Here is a 16783-nt window from a genome sequence, read left to right as displayed (position 1 = left end):
GCGATTATTCTGCACAGTGGCTGTGCGACAATCGCCGCCACGCCGCAAATGCCTGCCAGGAGGCCACCATGTCTGATCGTTCGTTGTCGCTGTTCAAGCTCAGTGTTGCTGTGGCGTTCGGCCTGTGGCTGGGGTTTATCGCCATTGTGCTGAGCACCTGGCTGGCCTCGCGCTACTTGTTCCCGCAAAGCCTGGCGCCGGTAGCCCAGGCGGTGCAGCAATTGGGCAAACCCGCCGTGGCCGCGCCGGAACTGCCGAATCGCATGTTCGAGCAGTACCAAGAGAACCTTCGCAAGCAGGAACAGCAGCAGACCCTGGATCAGGCACGCACCAACGCGCGCAACCTGGCCAACCCCAAATGCCAGTTCTGGCTGCAACAGGACCAGAACGCGCCCAATGAAAAGAGCAAGGCAAATGTCCTGCAATTCTGCGATTGATGACCATGAATAAACATGCCGTTCTCCAGTTGATCCTGGAAAAGCTCAGCGTCGACCTCGATATCGCCCAGCGTGCCGCGCAGACCGCCTACGAAACTGCGACCCACGAAGAAAATATCGCCGAAAACAAATACGACACCTTGGGCCTGGAAGCGTCCTACCTGGCGGCCGGGCAAGCCAAGCGGGTCGAGGAAATCAAACAGTCACTGGCGCTGTGCCAGAACTTGCAGCTACGCGCTTACGATGATCAGCGTGGCATAGAAGTCGGCGCACTGGTGGGCCTGGAAGACGAAAACGCTCGCCAGCAATGGCTGTTTCTGGCGCCGGACGCGGCAGGCTTGAAGGTGGATGTGGTGGGGCAACCGGTGACCGTCATCACCCCGCGCTCGCCCCTGGGTAAAAGCCTGCTGGGCAAGTTCGAAGGTGATGAGGTGGAGATTCTGGTGGCAGGCGCCCGGCAACACTTTACGGTTACCGAGGCCAAATAAACCACTCAGTGGACGGGCAGTTCTACGCCGTCAAACAGCTCTTCCAGTTCCTGCTTGTTGTGGCACTGGATCGCCTTGGCCATGACTTCACGGGTCAGGTGCGGCGCGAACTTTTCGATGAAGTCGCACATGAAGCCACGCAGGAATGTACCGCGGCGGAAGCCGATCTTGGTCACGCTGGACTCGAACAACTCGCTGGCGTCGAGCACCACCAGGTCCTTGTCGAGGGCAGTGTCGACCGCCATCTTGGCGACGATGCCCACGCCCAGGCCCAGGCGCACGTATGTCTTGATCACGTCGGCGTCGGCGGCGGTGAACACCACTTTCGGCGTGAGGCCGCGATGGCTGAAGGCTTCGTCGAGCTTGGAACGGCCGGTAAAACCGAATACGTAGGTCACGATCGGGTATTCAGCCAGGGCTTCCAGGGTCAGCTTCGGCAGCTTGGCCAACGGGTGGCCCTGGGGCACGACGACGCAACGGTTCCAGCGGTAGCACGGCATCATCACCAGGTCGCCGAACAGCTCCAGCGCTTCGGTGGCGATGGCAAAATCGACGGTGCCGTCAGCGGCCATCTCGGCGATCTGCATCGGCGAACCCTGGTGCATGTGCAGGGCGACGTCCGGGTATTGCTTGATGAAATCGCGGATCACCGGCGGCAAGGCATAACGCGCCTGGGTGTGGGTGGTGGCAATCGACAGGGTGCCTTTTTTCTCGTTGGAGAATTCCTGGGCGATCTGCTTGATGCTTTCGACTTTACGCAGGATCTCACCGGCGGTGGTGATGATGCGCTCGCCAGCCGGGGTGACGCGGGTCAGGTGCTTGCCGCTGCGCGCGAACACTTCAACGCCCAGCTCGTCTTCGAGCAGGCGGATCTGCTTGCTGATACCGGGTTGCGAGGTGTAGAGGCTTTGAGCGGTAGCGGAAACGTTGAGGTCGTGGTGCGCCACTTCCCAGATGTAGCGCAGTTGTTGAAGCTTCATATATGTCCCTCAAAGCAGATAGACGCCACGGGTATCAGCGACGGTATATAACTATATTAAAGGTAGGACGGATAAATCTAGAACTTTTTATCGTTTTGACCCTTCAACTGTCATCACTGCGCCGACGCTGCAACGACGGCACCATATAAACCGGCACTGTCGCCAGTTGCAGCACCCTCGCAGCGGTGCGCCCAAGCGGCGTGGCAGCCGCGGTGGCGTGGCTGTGACTTCCTACGATCAGCAGGTCGACGGAAAGTTTACGCAGTTGGTCGAGAATCACCTCGCACGGGTCCCCCTGGATCACCCGCACCGAGCGAATCAATTTCAAGTCTTGCTCCCCTTCCCCCAACTCCTCGCGAAAACTGTCCAGCACGCGCTGCTCGATGGTTGCCATGACGGTGGTCAGCCCCTGGCTCTGCCATTCGTTTAAGGCCTTCTCATCAAGGTAGCTCTGCAACACCGATTCGGCGAACAGCCCAATCGGCTCGACCACGTGAATCACATACAAATCCGCCTTGAACGTTCGGGCCAGCGCCAGCGCATGTTGCATGACATAAGGCGCATACAGACCGAGGTCCGTGGCATACAGCATCGAACGAATCATAGAACCTCCTGGACTGCCAGGATGGCGAGGATTGAATGAGCTTAGCAGCGCCTGCGGGAGTTCGACTGATTAGCTCTCGGTGTGGGTTTTCAACTCATTACTGATGCCATGGGGCACATGCCCGGTGGCGACCACCTCCCTGGCTTTCTCACAATGACCGGCCTGGTCATCGAAAAATACATCGGCGGCAAACGCCTCCAGAAACGCTGATTTTTCCAGGCCGCCGAGGAACAGCGACTCGTCCAGGCGAATGTCCCATTCGCGCAAGGTGCGAATCACCCGCTCATGGGAAGGCGCCGAACGCGCAGTCACCAACGCCGTGCGGATCGGGCACGCCTCGTCTGCGAACTCACGCTGCAACACGTTAAGCGCCGCCAGGAATCCCTTGAACGGGCCACCGTGCAACGGCTGGCGCGCCGACTCGCGTTCGTTGGCCAGGAAGGCTTCCAACCCGCCTGACTGATAGACACGCTCGGACTCATCGGAAAACAGCACCGCATCGCCATCGAACGCAATCCGCAGCTCTTCACTCGACGCCCGATTCGGGCCGCCCGACAGAATCGTCGCCGCGGCAAAACCGGCGTCCAGGGCACTGCGCACATCGTCCGCATGGGTCGACAAAAACAGATGGCAACCAAACGCGGCCAGATAAGGATAAGGGCTGCGCCCGCCGACGAAAGCGGCGCGGGAAATATCCAGGCCGTAATGCTGGATCGAGTTGAACACGCGCAAACCGGTGTCGGCACTGTTGCGCGACACCAGCACCACCTCGACGCGGGCACGGCCCAGGCTGGCGTTGAGGCTCAAGAGCTTCTTGACCAGCGGGAAGGCATCACCGGGTTCGAGGGTTTCTTCCTCGTGTTCGATCTGGTACTTGCGGTAAGCCTCCACCCCTTCGGCCAGGTAGACCTTGTGGCTGTCACTCAGGTCGAACAGTGCCCGCGACGAAATCGCCAGCACCAGTTTGTCGCCCAATCCCTTTGCCATGGTGTTCCCCCCGAATCAGCGCCCGTATCAGCGATTGCGCCGATCAATAAAACTCAAGGCCTGGTACAGCGCCTGCATGCGTGGCAATTCGCACCCTGCGGCCTTCGCGGCGGCCAATGGCCGGGCGTAGATCGCCGCCAGCTCCAGCGGGCGTTTGTGCACATGGTCGTGGTACATGCTGGGCAGATAGTCGTCCATGGTTTCGGTCATGGCGAACATCTGCTCAGCGTAGCTGGCTGGAATTTCATGGCCGCAGGCGTGGGCGCCCTTCACCACTTCGGCCATCAATGCCTGGATCAACTCACGACTGGATTCATCGGCCATCATTGCCGTGGTGCCGGTGCCCAGCAACACGGAGAGGCCGTTGTACGGCACATTCCACACCAATTTGTGCCAGCGGGCCAGGTGCACATTGGCCATGGCCTGGGACTCGATACCCGCTGTATGAAACAGTGCGGCGCCCTCTTCGACTATCGCCTGCTGGCTCGCCTCATCGTTGGCCGCGGTGCCACTGTGATAGCCCAGGTTGACTCGACCCAAGGCCTGATGCTCGACGACGCCCGGCGCGGAGCGGTGCACGCCGATATAGCACAACCCGCCCAGCAGATGCAGCGACGCCGGTAGGTGTTCACGCAGGCTGTCTTCGACGTCGAGGCCGTTTTGCAACAGCACCACCTTGGCGTCCGGCGCGGCGACCTGGGCAATGGTCGGCGCCAGGTCCACATTGCCGGTGGACTTGGTGCCTACCAACAGCCAATCGCACGCGGGCATATCGGCGGCGCGGGCATAGGCCTGCACCGGGTGCAGGTGCAACTTGCCATGCAATGTACTGTTGAGGTGCAGCCCGTGCTCGCTGACCGCTGCGTATTCGCTGCGCAACAGAAAGTGCACATCAAAACCGGCACGCGCGAGCATCACGCCGTAGAACCCACCGATAGCACCGGTGCCAATAATGCCTATGCGTGGCGACGGGGATGCAACTGCGGTCATGGCAAATCCTCTGGTGTACGGGTGAGTGCTTGATTCACGGCCTCAGTCAGGTCGCCAAGCGTAAGTCGGCTCTGTAACTGCCCAAGGAATTGACCCTCGCACACGAGGAACAACGCGGGCAAATGAAAGATCTGGTAGCGCTCGACCGCACCGCCGTTGTGCCCGGCATCCACCCAGCACACGCGGTCTACGGGCAAGCGCCAGCCGGGCAGTTGCTGGCGTGCCCAGCGGCAACTGGAACAGCCGACACTGGTAAACACCACAAGCGAAATACCTGGCAATCCCAGCAATTGCTGGTCAATATCCAGGTCGGTCAATTCCAGTTCCTTCACTATACTGCTGCCACCGCCGTCAACTGGACGGTGCTCGGAGTCCGTGTACATGGGTCGTTTTTTACCTCACCCTGATGATGTCGCTGTCGAGTTAATCCAACGCCCCGCTCCTGCCATTCCCCGCCAACGCCTGCACACTATCGGCCTGGGCGGCGTCGCCTGCAATTGCCCGCGTGCCTGGCGCCAGGGCACGGCGGTTGATCTGCGCATCCCGTCCCTGGGCGCCAGTGCCCGTTATCCGGGCTATGTAGCCTGGTGCCGCAAGGTCGAAACGGGCTATCGCGTCGGTATTTCTTTTACCGATGAACACGCGCTGTTCGGTGCGCGAATGGGTGAGCAAGTGTGCCAGATCGAACGCTACTGCCGCCTGCACGAACACACCGAGCCGACGCCGGTGCAACTCGAGGCCATGGCCCGCGAATGGGTTTCACGCCATGCCGGCGAGTTCTCCCACGAGGCTGTTGTGGCGCCAGCGCTGGATTAAAGCCGGCTTTGCCCATTGTCGCGGGCCCGCATTACGCGCTAAGGTTCCTCCCCCCTGCATTCAAATCATGCTGTGCCCGCCGCACGGGGATGGCTGGCGGCCGGCACCCGTGACCCTGGCGAGTAACACGATGGCTGATTTACCGATCAATGACCTAAACGTCGAATCCAACGAGACCCTGATCACTCCCGATCAGCTCAAGCGCGAAATCCCCCTGAGTGACGCTGCCTTGCAGACCGTGACCAAGGGCCGCGAAGTCATCCGTGACATTCTCGATGGCACCGACCACCGCCTCTTTGTGGTGATCGGCCCGTGCTCGATCCACGACCTCAAGGCTGCCCACGAATACGCCGAGCGCCTCAAGGTGCTGGCGGCTGAAGTATCCGACACCTTGTACCTGGTGATGCGCGTCTATTTCGAAAAACCGCGCACCACCGTCGGCTGGAAAGGCTTGATCAACGACCCGTACCTGGACGACTCGTTCAAGATCCAGGACGGCTTGCACATCGGCCGTCAATTGCTGCTGGACCTGGCTGAAATGGGCCTGCCCACCGCCACCGAAGCCCTCGACCCGATCTCCCCGCAGTACCTGCAGGACCTGATCAGCTGGTCGGCCATCGGCGCACGTACCACCGAATCCCAGACCCACCGCGAAATGGCGTCCGGCCTGTCTTCGGCCGTGGGCTTCAAGAACGGCACCGACGGCGGCCTGACCGTGGCGATCAACGCGCTGCAATCGGTGTCCAGCCCGCACCGCTTCCTGGGTATCAACCAGGAAGGTGGCGTGTCCATCGTCACCACCAAGGGCAACGCCTATGGCCACGTGGTATTGCGTGGCGGCAACGGTAAGCCCAACTATGATTCGGTCAGCGTTGCGCTGTGCGAGCAGGCGCTGAACAAGGCCAGGATCAAGCCGAACATCATGGTCGACTGCAGCCACGCCAACTCCAACAAAGATCCGGCGCTACAGCCGCTGGTAATGGAAAACGTCGCCAACCAGATCCTCGAAGGCAACCAGTCGATTATCGGCTTGATGGTCGAGAGTCATCTGAACTGGGGTTGCCAGGCGATTCCAAAAGACCTGGCCGACTTGCAGTACGGCGTGTCGATCACCGATGCCTGCATCGATTGGTCCGCCACCGAGACCACCCTGCGCAGCATGCACGCCAAGCTCAAGGACGTATTACCCAAACGCAAACGCACCTGACCTTAAACTGCGCACACAAAAACGCCGGGCTTAGCCCGGCGTTTTTTATGTTGTCATTTATGGTTGATTGTTCCCCCGCTCTGCGTGGGAATGCAGCCTGGGACGCTCTGCGTCCCGCCTTACTCAATATTCAGCTTGGCGGCGTGGCGCTGATGGCGTTCCATGTAGCGCTCTACATAGGAGCACGATGGAATCACGGTGTACCCGGCCTCTTCGGCGAACTTCAATGCTTCCTCGGTCAACGCAGCAGCAATGCCGCGACCGCGCAGTGCATTGGGCACGAAGGTGCGATAGATATCCAGGGTCTGCTTCCCGAGGTCCATATAGGTCAGATAGGCACGATGACCGTCCACATTGGTCTCGAACTGATGACCAGCCTGGTCATGGTGGATGGACAACGCCTCGCTCATCACTACTCCTCGCGGGTCTTGGAATTCGACCCCTACCTTACCGATGTTTTTCCGGCGAAGGAACATCTACGCCACCCCGTGCCGGTTTCGACAACGAGAAAACCTATAGCGCTCACAACCAGCACGTAGGGAATAGTAGGCACCAATCCTGTGATAGCTCAAGGCACACTCGTCATCCCCTGCCGCTGGAGGTTACAGACAGGGCTTCGATCAATCAGTGATCGATAGCCTGAACATTGCCGGCAGTTGAAGCATGAGACGAACTGCCGCTCTTAAAGTCACCTCTACATGCGCAAAAGATGCCGGGAGCGGTAAAGGCCAAATGAAAAAAAGTGTCGGCGTCGATATATAAATCTTTACCTGTTTACCCGGCCCGACACATGCAGGCCGGACCTCTCAGCTTGGATCCAGTTCCCACCGCGCTGAAAAAAACTGGACAGTTTTTATACAATCCTCCTAAAGACTAGCCAAAATAGATTCGGCACAAGAATTTTTTTTGCTTCTTGCGCTACGTCAGTTTACTTACTACAAGTAATGAGTAGTATGTACGCCGGCTATCAGCTCACTCTGAGAAAGTAGCCATTTAATAGAAAGTCCTTGAAGGGGAACACGATGAACAACGTTCTGAAATTCTCTGCTCTGGCTCTGGCCGCAGTTCTGGCTACCGGTTGCAGCAGCGTCTCCAAAGAAACCGAAGCTCGTCTGACTGCAACTGAAGACGCAGCAGCTCGCTCCCAGGCTCGTGCAGACGAAGCCTACCGTAAAGCTGATGAAGCTCTGGCTGCTGCTCAAAAAGCACAACAGACTGCTGACGAAGCTAACGAGCGCGCTCTGCGCATGCTTGAAAAAGCAAGCCGCAAGTAATAATCCTCCGGGGTTGTTATCAAGCCGATCCATTCTTGGGTCGGCTTTTTTATGCCTGGGATTCAGGCCTGAAACTCAGGCAATAAAAAAGCCCGCCGCAGCACAAGGCTGTGGCGGGCTTTGATCGAGCAGGCTACTGCTGCAGATCGACCGGCGTGCTCGACGCCACCGGCGCATTGGCGCCCGGTACACCGATCTCTGTCGGCAAACCATCTTCGGCCGCCACCACGTCACGCACCTGGTCCCAATTGACCCGCAGGTTGTTAGCCAGGTCTTCGCGCTTGAGCAAGGCATTGATGACCGCGGTGTGTTTGTCGACCACCGACGGTGTGCCGTCATCATTGAGTGGCGTATGGGCTTCGAGGTAGACCTTGCCGCCACTGCTGCCGAACTTGTAGGCATCGTTGATGATGCGCACCGACGTGCCGACCGGCACCATGTCGGCCATTTCCAGCACATTGTTGTTAAACATGCGGAAGCAGCCGTGGCTTGTACGCGTACCGATACCAAATTTCATGTTGGAACCGTGGATCAGGTAACCCGGCGTACCCAAGGTGAATTTGAACGGCCCCAGTGGGTTGTCCGGCCCGGCAGGCACTACGTTAGGCAGTGGATCGCCATTGGCGGCATGCTCGGCCTTGATCGATGCGGGTGGCGTCCAGGTCGGGTTGGGGATTTTGCCGGTGATGGTGGTGTGCGCAACCGGCGAACCCCAGCCTTCACGACCAATGCCCAACGGGAACGTGTAAACCACGTTCTGCCCCTTGGGATAGTAATAAAGCCGGTATTCGGCCAAGTTGATCACAATGCCTTCGCGGGGGCCGGGCGGCAGGATAAACCGGGTGGGCAGCACGATCTCGGTGCCTGCACCGGGCAGCCAGGCATCAACGCCAGGGTTGGCCGCGACCATTTCCGAATAGCCCAGGTCATAGGTGGTGCCGAGGTCAGCAAAGGTGTCTTCGTACTTGGCCTTGATCACCTGGACCTGGCCAACGATGTCTTCGCCCGGCGGCGGCAGGGGCAACTGCAAGGCTGACGCCGAACCGGCTGCGCAGACGGCAGCGAGAGACAGGCAGCAGGTAACGACGGAGAGGCGCGACAACATCCGGAAAATCCTTCGCAGAACGACGGGTAGGGAAAAACTGATTGTATACGTGAAGCACGCTTCAAGCATCAGTGCGCCCCGCTGCTATTCGAAGCGCAGCTCCGGCCAGATCAGCGGTGTGCCGCGCTTTTGCGATTCGAGAATGGCCCGGCACAGTGGGCACAGCCGCTGGTCCTGGAAGATCGCGCGATCCACCGACGACCAGCGCGGTTGCGCCGGCAGCAACGTGCCGCAGAGCGTGCGGTCGATCGAGCCACCCAGCTCCAGTTGACGCGCAACCAGATGCACCCGGACTTCCTGGCAGGCGAACAGATCCAGCTGCTCGTCAGGCTCGATCAGTTGGTAGTTGAACAGGGACCAGGCAGGGCGCGACATCGGGGGCTCCAGATCGGGGGGGCGCCACCTTAGCCGAAAGCCTGCCGGTAGAAAAGCGTCATAGCAGCGGTTTTAGCGTCGGCCAGACATTTTCCAGCAACTTGCCCTGCGCGCCGACCGCCGGGTGCAGTTGATCTGCCTGCATCAACTCCGGATGACCGCCCACGCCTTCAAGGAAAAACGGCACCAGCGGGATGCTTTTTTCCTTGGCCAGGGCCCCGTAGACCTCGGCGAACGCCGTGGTGTATTTCGGCCCGTAATTGGGCGGCAATTGCATGCCCAACAACAGCACCTTGGCACCACTGGCCTTGGACTGGTCGATCATCGACGCAAGATTTTGTTTCAATTGCGCTGGCGGCTGCCCGCGCAGGCCATCGTTACCGCCCAACTCGAGGATCACGACCTCGGGTTTATGCTCTGCAAGCGCCGCCGGCAGCCGCGCGAGCCCTCCGGCGCTGGTGTCACCGCTGATGGACGCGTTGACCACTTTATCGTCGAAACCTTCCTGCTTGAGCCGTTGTTCCAGCAACGCCACCCACCCTTTGCTGGTATCCAGGCCGAAACCGGCACTGATACTATCGCCAACGATCAGGACTGTACCCGCCGCTGCGTTCTGGGCCATGCACATCAAGGCCAGGCCAGCACTCAAAAACCACATTCGCATCGGATTCTCCATGGGCGCAAGCATTCTCACCGCGCGGAACCTTAGCAAAGTGGTTCCCAGCGCGGAAGGTGAACTGACTATCCTGCACGAACTGAGCCTGGAACTGAACAAGGGCGATAGCCTGGCTATCGTCGGCAGCTCAGGTTCCGGTAAATCCACCCTCCTCGGCCTGCTGGCCGGCCTCGACCTGCCCAGCAGCGGTGAAGTCACGCTCGCCGGGCAAGCCTTGAGCACCCTCGACGAAGACCAGCGGGCGCGCATCCGCGCCGAGCACGTGGGCTTCGTCTTCCAGTCATTCCAACTGCTCGACAGCCTCAACGCGCTGGAAAACGTCATGCTGCCGCTGGAGTTGGACGGCCGCAAAGACGCCCGCGAGCGCGCCCGGCACCTGCTGGAGCGCGTCGGCCTGGGCCAGCGCCTCACCCACTCGCCGCGCCAGCTGTCCGGCGGCGAACAACAACGGGTCGCCATTGCCCGCGCATTTGCCGCCGAGCCGGACGTGCTGTTTGCCGATGAACCCACCGGCAACCTCGACAGCCACACCGGCGAGCGTATCAGCGACCTGCTGTTCGAACTCAATAAAGAGAGCGGCACGACCCTGGTGCTGGTGACCCACGATGAGCGCCTGGCCCACCGTTGCCGACGCCTGATCCGCCTTGAAGCCGGCCTGATGGTCGCGCCCCTGGAGCCTTGATGGCACGTTTGCCGCTGTTGCGCCTGTTCAGCCTTGCCATGCGTCAATTGCTGCGCGATGCCCGCGCCGGCGAGTTGCGCGTGTTGTTTTTCGCCCTCGTGGTGGCGGTGGCGGCCAGCACCGCCATCGGCTACTTCGGCGCGCGCCTCAACGGTGCCATGCTGTTGCGTGCCACCGAGTTCCTCGGTGCAGACCTGGTGCTCGAAGGCAGCTCGCCGGCCCGGCCCGAGCAAATCAAATCCGGCCTTGAGCTAGGCCTGGATCACGCACGCATCGTCGAGTTCTCCAGCGTCATCGCCACGGACAACGGCATCCAGCTCTCCAGTATCAAGGCGGTCAACGAGCAATACCCGCTGCGTGGCGAGCTCAAAAGTGCCACGCAGCCCTTCGGCGCTGAAACAGCGGGTGGCGGCCCCAAGCCCGGCGAGGCCTGGGTGGAAGCACGACTGCTGACAGCACTGGACCTGAAAGTCGGCGATGACATTGATGTCGGTAACAAGACCCTGCGCCTGACGCACATCCTGACGTATGAGCCCGACCGCGCCGGCAACTTCTACAGCCTGACGCCACGGGTGATGATCAACCTGGCGGACCTGGACGCTACCGGCGTGGTCCAGCCCGGCAGCCGCGTCAGCTACCGCGAACTGTGGCGCGCGCCTCAAGGCAGTACGGCGCTGCAGACCTACCGCGACCTGGTCAAGCCAGGGCTTGCCGCCAACCAGCGCTTGCAGGATTCGCGAGACGGTAACCAGCAAATCGGCGGCGCCCTGGGCAAGGCCGAACGCTACCTGAACATGGCCAGCCTCGTCGCAGTGCTGCTGGCCGGTGTGGCGGTGGCGCTGTCGGCCAACCGTTTTGCCAGCCGCCGTTTCGACGCCAGTGCACTGCTGCGTTGCCTGGGTTTGTCACGACGCGAAGCGATGTTGCTGTTCAGCCTGCAACTGAGCGTACTGGGCCTGGCAGCGAGCCTGGCCGGTGCCCTGCTCGGCTGGCTGGCGCAGTTTGGCCTGTTCTACTTCCTGCACGACCTGCTGCCGGCAGACGTACCGCCCGGCGGGTTGCTGCCGGCGGTTGCGGGCATCGGCACTGGCCTGGTCGCCCTCGCCGGCTTCGCCCTGCCGCCCCTGGCGGCGCTGGGTCGCGTGCCACCGTTGCGGGTGTTACGCCGTGACTTGCTGCCGATCCCTTCCAGTACCTGGATGGTGTATGGCGCGGCGCTGTTCGCGCTTGGCCTGATCATGTGGCGACTGAGCCTCGACCTGGTATTGACCTTCGCGTTACTGGGCGGCGGTGTCGTAGCTGCGCTGATCCTCGGCGGCTTGCTGCTGTTGTTGCTGCAAAGCCTGCGGCGTTTATTGGCACGCGCCACCCTGCCCTGGCGCCTGGGCCTGGGCCAATTGCTGCGTCATCCATTGGCAGCGGCCGGGCAATCCCTGGCGTTTGGCTTGATCCTGTTGTCCATGGGCTTGATCGCGCTGTTGCGCGGCGAGCTGCTCGACACCTGGCAAAACCAGTTGCCCAAGGACGCGCCCAATTATTTCGCCCTGAACATCCTGCCGGCCGACAAGGAGGCCTTTGGCGCGCGTCTGCTGGAGGTGCAGGCTCAAGCGGCGCCGTTGTATCCGGTGATACCGGGGCGCTTGATCAGCATCAATGGCGAGCCGGTGCAGCAGATCGTCAGCAAGGACTCCAGCGGTGACCGTGCCGTGCAACGTGACTTGAGCCTGACGTGGGCAGCCGACCTGCCACCGGGCAACGTCTTGACCGCAGGTTCCTGGTGGACGCGGCAACCGAGTGATGAAATTCCCGGGGTGTCAGTGGAGGCCAAAGTCGCTGAAAGCCTGAAGCTCAAGCTGAACGATCTTCTGGTGTTCACCATCGGTGGGGAGAACCGCGAAGCGCGTGTCACCAGCCTGCGGACGATCAACTGGGACAACTTCCAGCCCAACTTCTTCATGATCTTCCAGCCGGGCACCTTGAAGGATCTACCCGCGACCTACCTGACCAGCTTCTACCTCGCGCCGGGTCATGACCAGCAGATCGTCGACCTGTCCCGCGCGTTTCCAGCTGTTACGATCCTGCAGGTTGAGGCGTTGCTTGAGCAGTTGCGCAGCATCCTCGCCCAAGTGACCCTGGCGGTGGAATACGTGCTGTTATTTGTATTGGCAGCGGGCATGGCAGTGCTGTTTTCCGGCTTGCAGGCCACCCTGGATGAGCGGATTCGCCAAGGCGCGCTGTTACGTGCGCTGGGAGCGGAGCGTAAGTTGCTGGTCAAGGCGCGACGTATAGAGTTCGGCTTGCTGGGCGCGGTCAGCGGCCTGCTGGCAGCGCTGGGTACCGAGCTGGTGACCTGGGTACTGTACCGTTACGCGTTTGACCTGGCCTGGCACCCTCACCCGTGGCTGATACTCTTGCCGGTGATCGGCGCCTTGCTGATCGGTGGTGCCGGAGTATTCGGTACACGCCGTGCATTGAATGCAAGCCCGTTGACGGTGTTGCGCGAAGGCTGAAAAGGCCGATGGCCAGCACGCGCTGCTGCGTGCCGGCCATCGTCTACTTCACATACTCGATACCGGTAATCCACCAACACACATCGCCGTTCGGGGTTTGCACGATCGCTTCATCGTCAACCTCCTTACGCAGCAATGCACGGGCCATGGGCGAATCGATGGAGATGTAGTCCATGCGCTCATAAATTTCGTCATAGCCGACGATTCGGAACCGCTTGGTTTCGCCCTGCTCGTTTTCGATATCGACCCAGGCACCGAAGAACACCTTCCCTTCCTGCTCGGGCATGTACTCCACCACCCGCATATCTTCCAGCCGCTTGCGCAAATAGCGCACCCGCCGATCAATCTCACGCAGCAGCTTCTTGTTGTACTGGTAATCCGCGTTCTCGCTACGATCCCCCAGGGAAGCCGCCCAGGTCACCTTACGGGTGGTGTCCGGACGCTTTTCACGCCACAGGTAATCCAGCTCTTTTTTCAGCGCTTCATGACCTTCTTTGGTTATCAGCTTGGTACTCAAACGCATGCATCCCCAGGCAATGTCCAATAATGCCGTTACACCGCGGTCTCAAGCGTTGGCGTCGGCTGGCAGGGGTTGATGATAAATGAACCCGGCAAAGTAGCCAGGTCGCAAAACGCATCAATTCACGCGTGGCCATCCAAAGTTTGATCCAGTTCAAGGAGCACGCCCTGCAAGCGCTGGCGCATAGTCGACAAGTGCGACATCGCCAACGTCAACTGTTCGGTCTTCTCGCTGACGTCCGCTTGTTGGCTCAGCAACTGTGCTTCACGCTGCTCCAACTCACGGCTCTTTTGGCTAACCTCCACCCGCTGGCGTTGCAGCTGGGTATCACGTTGCTCCAGCTCACCGAGTTTCTGGTCGAGCTCTTCCTGTGCCTGCTGCAGCCCAGCCTGCCACTGCTCAAGCGCCTCCTCACGTTCGATGACCGCGAGCTTTTGTTGCGTCAGCTCCTGGGCGACCTTGGCGAGGCTGGTCAGCGTGCTGTCAACCTCGAGCATCGCTGCGTGTTCCATCGGGGCCGGGCGTTTCGACGGCGCGGGTTCCTCAGGCTCAAATCGAGCTTGAGCGGGCGGCGCAGTGAACTCTACTTTCTGCGCGGCCTGGGGGACCTGGGGGACCTCACTCACCTGCGCTGGCTGCGTTATTGCAATGGCCGGGTTCAACGCTTCTTCAACAACAGGCTCGAGTGCAGGCACCTCCACGAGCTTGGGCTGGTTCGAGGCTCTGGCAGCCGGCGAGACCATTTGCGACGAGAAGCGAATGGACGGCACGATCAATGAAGCACTCTCGATGGCCGGCAACGAGGGAGCAGACATACCCAACGTGATCACTTTCATCACCAATGCCTTCTTGATGATCATTGAATGATGATCCTCTGGCCTGGCAGGCGGCAACTTGCAGCCTTTCAAATCGATGAAATGAAAGGGCACTCCTGCCTCGATATCGGTAGTTGCCTTAGTACCGCCAGCGGCGGCCGTCGTGAGGATTTGCTTGAAGACTTGCATGGCCACCTGCAGGTCTTCCTTGGACTCGACACCGCTGAGAAAATACCGATCGAGCTTTTTACGTAACGCCGCGATGTAGACCCTGGAGTTACCAGGCTCGGTCTCTTCATCCAGGCTATAAACGAGAAAGTTGGAATCGGTTTGTGCAATCGCAAACCCGCAGAGCAGCGCACCGTTGACCGGGGTGTCCTGACCGTTGCGTTCAAGAACAAGCGTACGTAAAAGCATCATGATAATCAGGCCTCATTACAAAAGAACAAACCTTATATAAATGTCGGATTTACACCCGACCACTAATAAGCCTCGTAACAACGTAATTGTTACAGCAAGTTATCCGGCCTGACGTAGGACTTTTCTGATATCGCCACCCCCACGTTCCCAACTGCAATGATTGAACGTAACCTTTTCGGCGTTCAACCAAAATGGCAAGCCTATTTCACGTCCTGCAAAACTTATTCGGTAAAAAAATGCTCGAGATAAGCAGCCTGACGAAGCACTTGGGCAAAAGAAACGTTATCAACAACCTCTCGTTTTGCGCTCAACGCCAAGAATGCATAGGCCTGTTCGGGGAACATGGCGCGGGTAAAACCATACTGCTGAACTTGATATCCGGATTGGTGAAACCTTCCGGAGGGCATATCAACATCCAAGGGTTCGACACCCAAACCCATCCACTTCAAGCACGCAAAGCACTGGGTTACCAACTTCAGGAGGGTCTCAACCATCACACAATGTCGGTAAAAGACATGCTCAACTTCATTGCTGCCATCCGAGGCTTCAGCGGCGCTGAAAAGCGCAGCCGGGTAGATCGGGCGGCCATGCGTCTGGAGTTGTCACGTGTGCTCAACGCCCCGCTCGCTACGCTCTCCAGCGGTTTGAAGCGCAGAGTCGCTATCGCCCAGGCGATCCTGCATACACCCAGCCTGCTCCTGCTGGATGAACCCACTGAAGGCATGGCGACGGATCAACTGCTTAAGTTCAGGACACTTATCCACTCCTTGACCGACGAAATGACGGTCGTCATCGCCTCTCGACATTGCAATGAGCTATCCAGCATCTGCACGCGTGCGCTGGTTATCGCGGGAGGCCGACTGATGGCTGACGCCCCGCTGCTCGATCTGCAACGTAACTCTCGGCATTTTCGCGCCGTAACCCTGGCCGCAGAAACGCCTTTGGACTTACTTGCACTGGCAGTACTACCCGGTGTCGCTGGCATCGAAGAAGACCGGCATGCACCGGGCAAGGTGACGGTTCTCGCCATGCCAGGGCACAACATCTACCCACCCATCAATGCACTCATTGCCAGCCGCGGTTGGAACATAACTTCGCTGAATCTGGAGCCAGGGCGCCTGAACGAAGTTGTGCACCATCTGAGCCAAGAGGTAAGCCCTTGAAACAGCTGCCCGTCATTTTCAAACGTCAGTTCGCCAGTTACGCCAGCACACCCGGCACGTACCTGAGTGTAGCTGCGTTTCTGGGGTTGTGCGCAACACTGGGGTTGTACACGAGCCCATGGCTGGAACAGGACAGTGGCGACTTACAGGTCTTTTTCCAGTTACATCCCTGGCTCTACTTACTGCTGATTCCCGCTGTATCGACGCAACTTTGGTCGGACGAACGCAACCCCGGTTTACGCGACGTGATGAACACCCTGCCCCTCACGGTAACCGAACGCGTGCTCGGGAAGTTTCTAGCCGCCTGGCTCGTATGCGGTATCGCCCTGACCCTTACATTTCCCATAGTGGTCATCGCCAATTACTTGGGCGCCGCGGACAATCTCGTTATCAGCTCACAATTTTTGGCCAGCTGGTTGCTCGCCGGAAGCTATTTATCTGTCGGCTGCTTCATTTGCGCACTGACGCACCGGCGCATGGTGACTTTCCTATTGACCCTGGGTTTGCTGCTTACTGCCAGTGCACTTTCTTCGGTGCTGGATGCACTTGAACGTCAGGCCCCCATTTGGGTGATCGACAGCCTGATCGCCCTTAACCCAATCTCGCGTTTCAGCGCTATCGACAACGGCAAGCTGACACTCCATGACAGTTTGTACTTCATCAGCATGATCTTTGCCTTTCTGTCGGCAACGATTGTCACTGTGAACTACAAAACCAGTTGAAAAGGAAAGCAA

Annotated in this window: 20 protein-coding genes; 9 read left to right on the top strand and 11 right to left on the bottom strand. The window is 59.5% G+C overall.

Translation table 11 applies throughout. The features are described from left to right. Positions 1-68 precede the first annotated feature (68 nt). Together L8I05_RS11685 and L8I05_RS11680 are read left to right on the top strand one after the other, a co-directional pair. Positions 69-437, top strand: a complete 369-nt coding sequence (locus L8I05_RS11685; protein ID WP_242169059.1) for a hypothetical protein — start codon at positions 69-71, stop codon at positions 435-437. Between the two features lie 5 nt (positions 438-442). Beyond that, the gene (locus L8I05_RS11680) at positions 443-925 is read left to right on the top strand and encodes a GreA/GreB family elongation factor (RefSeq protein WP_242169056.1); all 483 of its coding nucleotides are present in this window, start codon (positions 443-445) and stop codon (positions 923-925) included. A 5-nt stretch (positions 926-930) separates the two neighbouring features. On the opposite strand, the gene cysB is transcribed toward L8I05_RS11680, so the two are convergent. From cysB to L8I05_RS11655, 5 genes are all read right to left on the bottom strand, one after another. Then, positions 931-1905 (bottom strand): HTH-type transcriptional regulator CysB, encoded by a 975-nt coding sequence (gene cysB / locus L8I05_RS11675; protein WP_012722988.1) that lies wholly within the window; start codon positions 1903-1905, stop codon positions 931-933. A 103-nt stretch (positions 1906-2008) separates the two neighbouring features. After that, entirely contained in the window at positions 2009-2509 is a 501-nt protein-coding gene (locus L8I05_RS11670; RefSeq protein ID WP_159955011.1) for a universal stress protein, read from the bottom strand. 69 nt (positions 2510-2578) lie between these two features. Beyond that, positions 2579-3496, bottom strand: a complete 918-nt coding sequence (locus L8I05_RS11665) for a 5'-nucleotidase (RefSeq protein ID WP_242169054.1) — start codon at positions 3494-3496, stop codon at positions 2579-2581. A 27-nt stretch (positions 3497-3523) separates the two neighbouring features. Beyond that, positions 3524-4486 carry a putative 2-dehydropantoate 2-reductase gene (locus L8I05_RS11660; protein WP_242169053.1) on the bottom strand — a complete coding sequence of 321 codons (963 nt, stop codon included), beginning with the start codon at positions 4484-4486 and terminating at the stop codon, positions 3524-3526. After that, positions 4483-4869 (bottom strand): thioredoxin, encoded by a 387-nt coding sequence (locus tag L8I05_RS11655; protein ID WP_242169051.1) that lies wholly within the window; start codon positions 4867-4869, stop codon positions 4483-4485. Before L8I05_RS11655 ends, L8I05_RS11660 begins: the two co-directional genes overlap by 4 nt. On the opposite strand from L8I05_RS11655, the gene L8I05_RS11650 reads away from it, so the two are divergent. Continuing rightward, complete coding sequence (locus tag L8I05_RS11650) at positions 4868-5302, top strand: PilZ domain-containing protein (RefSeq protein WP_242169049.1); 435 nt, start codon at positions 4868-4870, stop codon at positions 5300-5302. The two genes, L8I05_RS11655 and L8I05_RS11650, sit on opposite strands and share 2 nt — an antisense overlap. A gap of 130 nt (positions 5303-5432) precedes the next feature. Beyond that, positions 5433-6509, top strand: coding sequence for a 3-deoxy-7-phosphoheptulonate synthase (locus L8I05_RS11645; protein WP_177016004.1), 1077 nt, complete (start codon positions 5433-5435; stop codon positions 6507-6509). Positions 6510-6628: 119 nt separating this feature from the next. On the opposite strand, the gene L8I05_RS11640 is transcribed toward L8I05_RS11645, so the two are convergent. Beyond that, positions 6629-6919: a GNAT family N-acetyltransferase gene (locus L8I05_RS11640; RefSeq protein WP_159955005.1), complete on the bottom strand. Its 291-nt coding sequence runs from the start codon at positions 6917-6919 to the stop codon at positions 6629-6631. A gap of 612 nt (positions 6920-7531) precedes the next feature. Between L8I05_RS11640 and oprI the strand changes: the two genes are divergently transcribed. Then, on the top strand, positions 7532-7783 hold the full coding sequence (oprI, locus tag L8I05_RS11635; protein ID WP_003172710.1) for an outer membrane lipoprotei OprI: 252 nt from the start codon (positions 7532-7534) through the stop codon (positions 7781-7783). Positions 7784-7916: 133 nt separating this feature from the next. Here oprI and L8I05_RS11630 read toward each other — a convergent pair whose 3' ends face one another. From L8I05_RS11630 to L8I05_RS11620, 3 genes are all read right to left on the bottom strand, one after another. Further along, a complete protein-coding gene (locus L8I05_RS11630) occupies positions 7917-8888 on the bottom strand; it encodes a L,D-transpeptidase family protein (protein WP_159955004.1) in 972 nt (323 codons plus the stop codon). A gap of 84 nt (positions 8889-8972) precedes the next feature. After that, positions 8973-9263 carry a hypothetical protein gene (locus L8I05_RS11625; RefSeq protein WP_017136142.1) on the bottom strand — a complete coding sequence of 97 codons (291 nt, stop codon included), beginning with the start codon at positions 9261-9263 and terminating at the stop codon, positions 8973-8975. Positions 9264-9321: 58 nt separating this feature from the next. Further along, on the bottom strand, positions 9322-9927 hold the full coding sequence (locus L8I05_RS11620; RefSeq protein ID WP_177016005.1) for an arylesterase: 606 nt from the start codon (positions 9925-9927) through the stop codon (positions 9322-9324). 10 nt (positions 9928-9937) lie between these two features. Here L8I05_RS11620 and L8I05_RS11615 point away from each other — a divergent pair, with 10 nt between their 5' ends. Together L8I05_RS11615 and L8I05_RS11610 are read left to right on the top strand one after the other, a co-directional pair. Continuing rightward, positions 9938-10621, top strand: a complete 684-nt coding sequence (locus L8I05_RS11615; RefSeq protein WP_005786391.1) for an ABC transporter ATP-binding protein — start codon at positions 9938-9940, stop codon at positions 10619-10621. Next, on the top strand, positions 10621-13131 hold the full coding sequence (locus tag L8I05_RS11610) for an ABC transporter permease (protein WP_242169031.1): 2511 nt from the start codon (positions 10621-10623) through the stop codon (positions 13129-13131). The genes L8I05_RS11615 and L8I05_RS11610 overlap by 1 nt, the downstream gene beginning before the upstream one ends. A gap of 43 nt (positions 13132-13174) precedes the next feature. Here the strand turns inward: L8I05_RS11610 and greB are convergent, their stop codons facing one another. Together greB and L8I05_RS11600 are read right to left on the bottom strand one after the other, a co-directional pair. Then, a complete protein-coding gene (gene greB / locus L8I05_RS11605; protein WP_242169030.1) occupies positions 13175-13648 on the bottom strand; it encodes a transcription elongation factor GreB in 474 nt (157 codons plus the stop codon). 125 nt (positions 13649-13773) lie between these two features. After that, a complete protein-coding gene (locus L8I05_RS11600) occupies positions 13774-14886 on the bottom strand; it encodes a hypothetical protein (RefSeq protein WP_242169029.1) in 1113 nt (370 codons plus the stop codon). A 236-nt stretch (positions 14887-15122) separates the two neighbouring features. Here L8I05_RS11600 and L8I05_RS11595 point away from each other — a divergent pair, with 236 nt between their 5' ends. After that, on the top strand, positions 15123-16049 hold the full coding sequence (locus L8I05_RS11595; protein ID WP_242169358.1) for an ABC transporter ATP-binding protein: 927 nt from the start codon (positions 15123-15125) through the stop codon (positions 16047-16049). Beyond that, complete coding sequence (locus tag L8I05_RS11590; RefSeq protein WP_242169028.1) at positions 16046-16771, top strand: ABC transporter permease; 726 nt, start codon at positions 16046-16048, stop codon at positions 16769-16771. The genes L8I05_RS11595 and L8I05_RS11590 overlap by 4 nt, the downstream gene beginning before the upstream one ends. Positions 16772-16783: the final 12 nt, after the last annotated feature.

The organism is Pseudomonas sp. MONT-RG-20F-20-E-7-02 (assembly GCF_022662395.1).
GTDB lineage: Bacteria > Pseudomonadota > Gammaproteobacteria > Pseudomonadales > Pseudomonadaceae > Aquipseudomonas.
The sequence above is the reverse complement of the archived record's forward strand: the minus strand, read 5'-3'. Positions and strand labels throughout refer to the sequence as shown.

Bases quoted from the DNA above. Each gene is read 5' to 3' on its own strand.
- L8I05_RS11645 (WP_177016004.1), top strand. From the start codon at position 5,433: ATGGCTGATTTACCGATCAATGACCTAAACGTCGAATCCAACGAGACC.
- oprI (WP_003172710.1), top strand. From the start codon at position 7,532: ATGAACAACGTTCTGAAATTCTCTGCTCTGGCTCTGGCCGCAGTTCTG.
- L8I05_RS11625 (WP_017136142.1), bottom strand. From the start codon at position 9,263: ATGTCGCGCCCTGCCTGGTCCCTGTTCAACTACCAACTGATCGAGCCT.
- L8I05_RS11615 (WP_005786391.1), top strand. From the start codon at position 9,938: ATGGGCGCAAGCATTCTCACCGCGCGGAACCTTAGCAAAGTGGTTCCC.
- L8I05_RS11610 (WP_242169031.1), top strand. From the start codon at position 10,621: ATGGCACGTTTGCCGCTGTTGCGCCTGTTCAGCCTTGCCATGCGTCAA.
- L8I05_RS11650 (WP_242169049.1), top strand. From the start codon at position 4,868: ATGGGTCGTTTTTTACCTCACCCTGATGATGTCGCTGTCGAGTTAATC.
- L8I05_RS11655 (WP_242169051.1), bottom strand. From the start codon at position 4,869: ATGTACACGGACTCCGAGCACCGTCCAGTTGACGGCGGTGGCAGCAGT.
- cysB (WP_012722988.1), bottom strand. From the start codon at position 1,905: ATGAAGCTTCAACAACTGCGCTACATCTGGGAAGTGGCGCACCACGAC.
- L8I05_RS11660 (WP_242169053.1), bottom strand. From the start codon at position 4,486: ATGACCGCAGTTGCATCCCCGTCGCCACGCATAGGCATTATTGGCACC.
- L8I05_RS11620 (WP_177016005.1), bottom strand. From the start codon at position 9,927: ATGCGAATGTGGTTTTTGAGTGCTGGCCTGGCCTTGATGTGCATGGCC.
- L8I05_RS11630 (WP_159955004.1), bottom strand. From the start codon at position 8,888: ATGTTGTCGCGCCTCTCCGTCGTTACCTGCTGCCTGTCTCTCGCTGCC.
- L8I05_RS11680 (WP_242169056.1), top strand. From the start codon at position 443: ATGAATAAACATGCCGTTCTCCAGTTGATCCTGGAAAAGCTCAGCGTC.
- L8I05_RS11640 (WP_159955005.1), bottom strand. From the start codon at position 6,919: ATGAGCGAGGCGTTGTCCATCCACCATGACCAGGCTGGTCATCAGTTC.
- L8I05_RS11595 (WP_242169358.1), top strand. From the start codon at position 15,123: ATGCTCGAGATAAGCAGCCTGACGAAGCACTTGGGCAAAAGAAACGTT.
- L8I05_RS11685 (WP_242169059.1), top strand. From the start codon at position 69: ATGTCTGATCGTTCGTTGTCGCTGTTCAAGCTCAGTGTTGCTGTGGCG.
- L8I05_RS11670 (WP_159955011.1), bottom strand. From the start codon at position 2,509: ATGATTCGTTCGATGCTGTATGCCACGGACCTCGGTCTGTATGCGCCT.
- L8I05_RS11665 (WP_242169054.1), bottom strand. From the start codon at position 3,496: ATGGCAAAGGGATTGGGCGACAAACTGGTGCTGGCGATTTCGTCGCGG.
- L8I05_RS11600 (WP_242169029.1), bottom strand. From the start codon at position 14,886: ATGATGCTTTTACGTACGCTTGTTCTTGAACGCAACGGTCAGGACACC.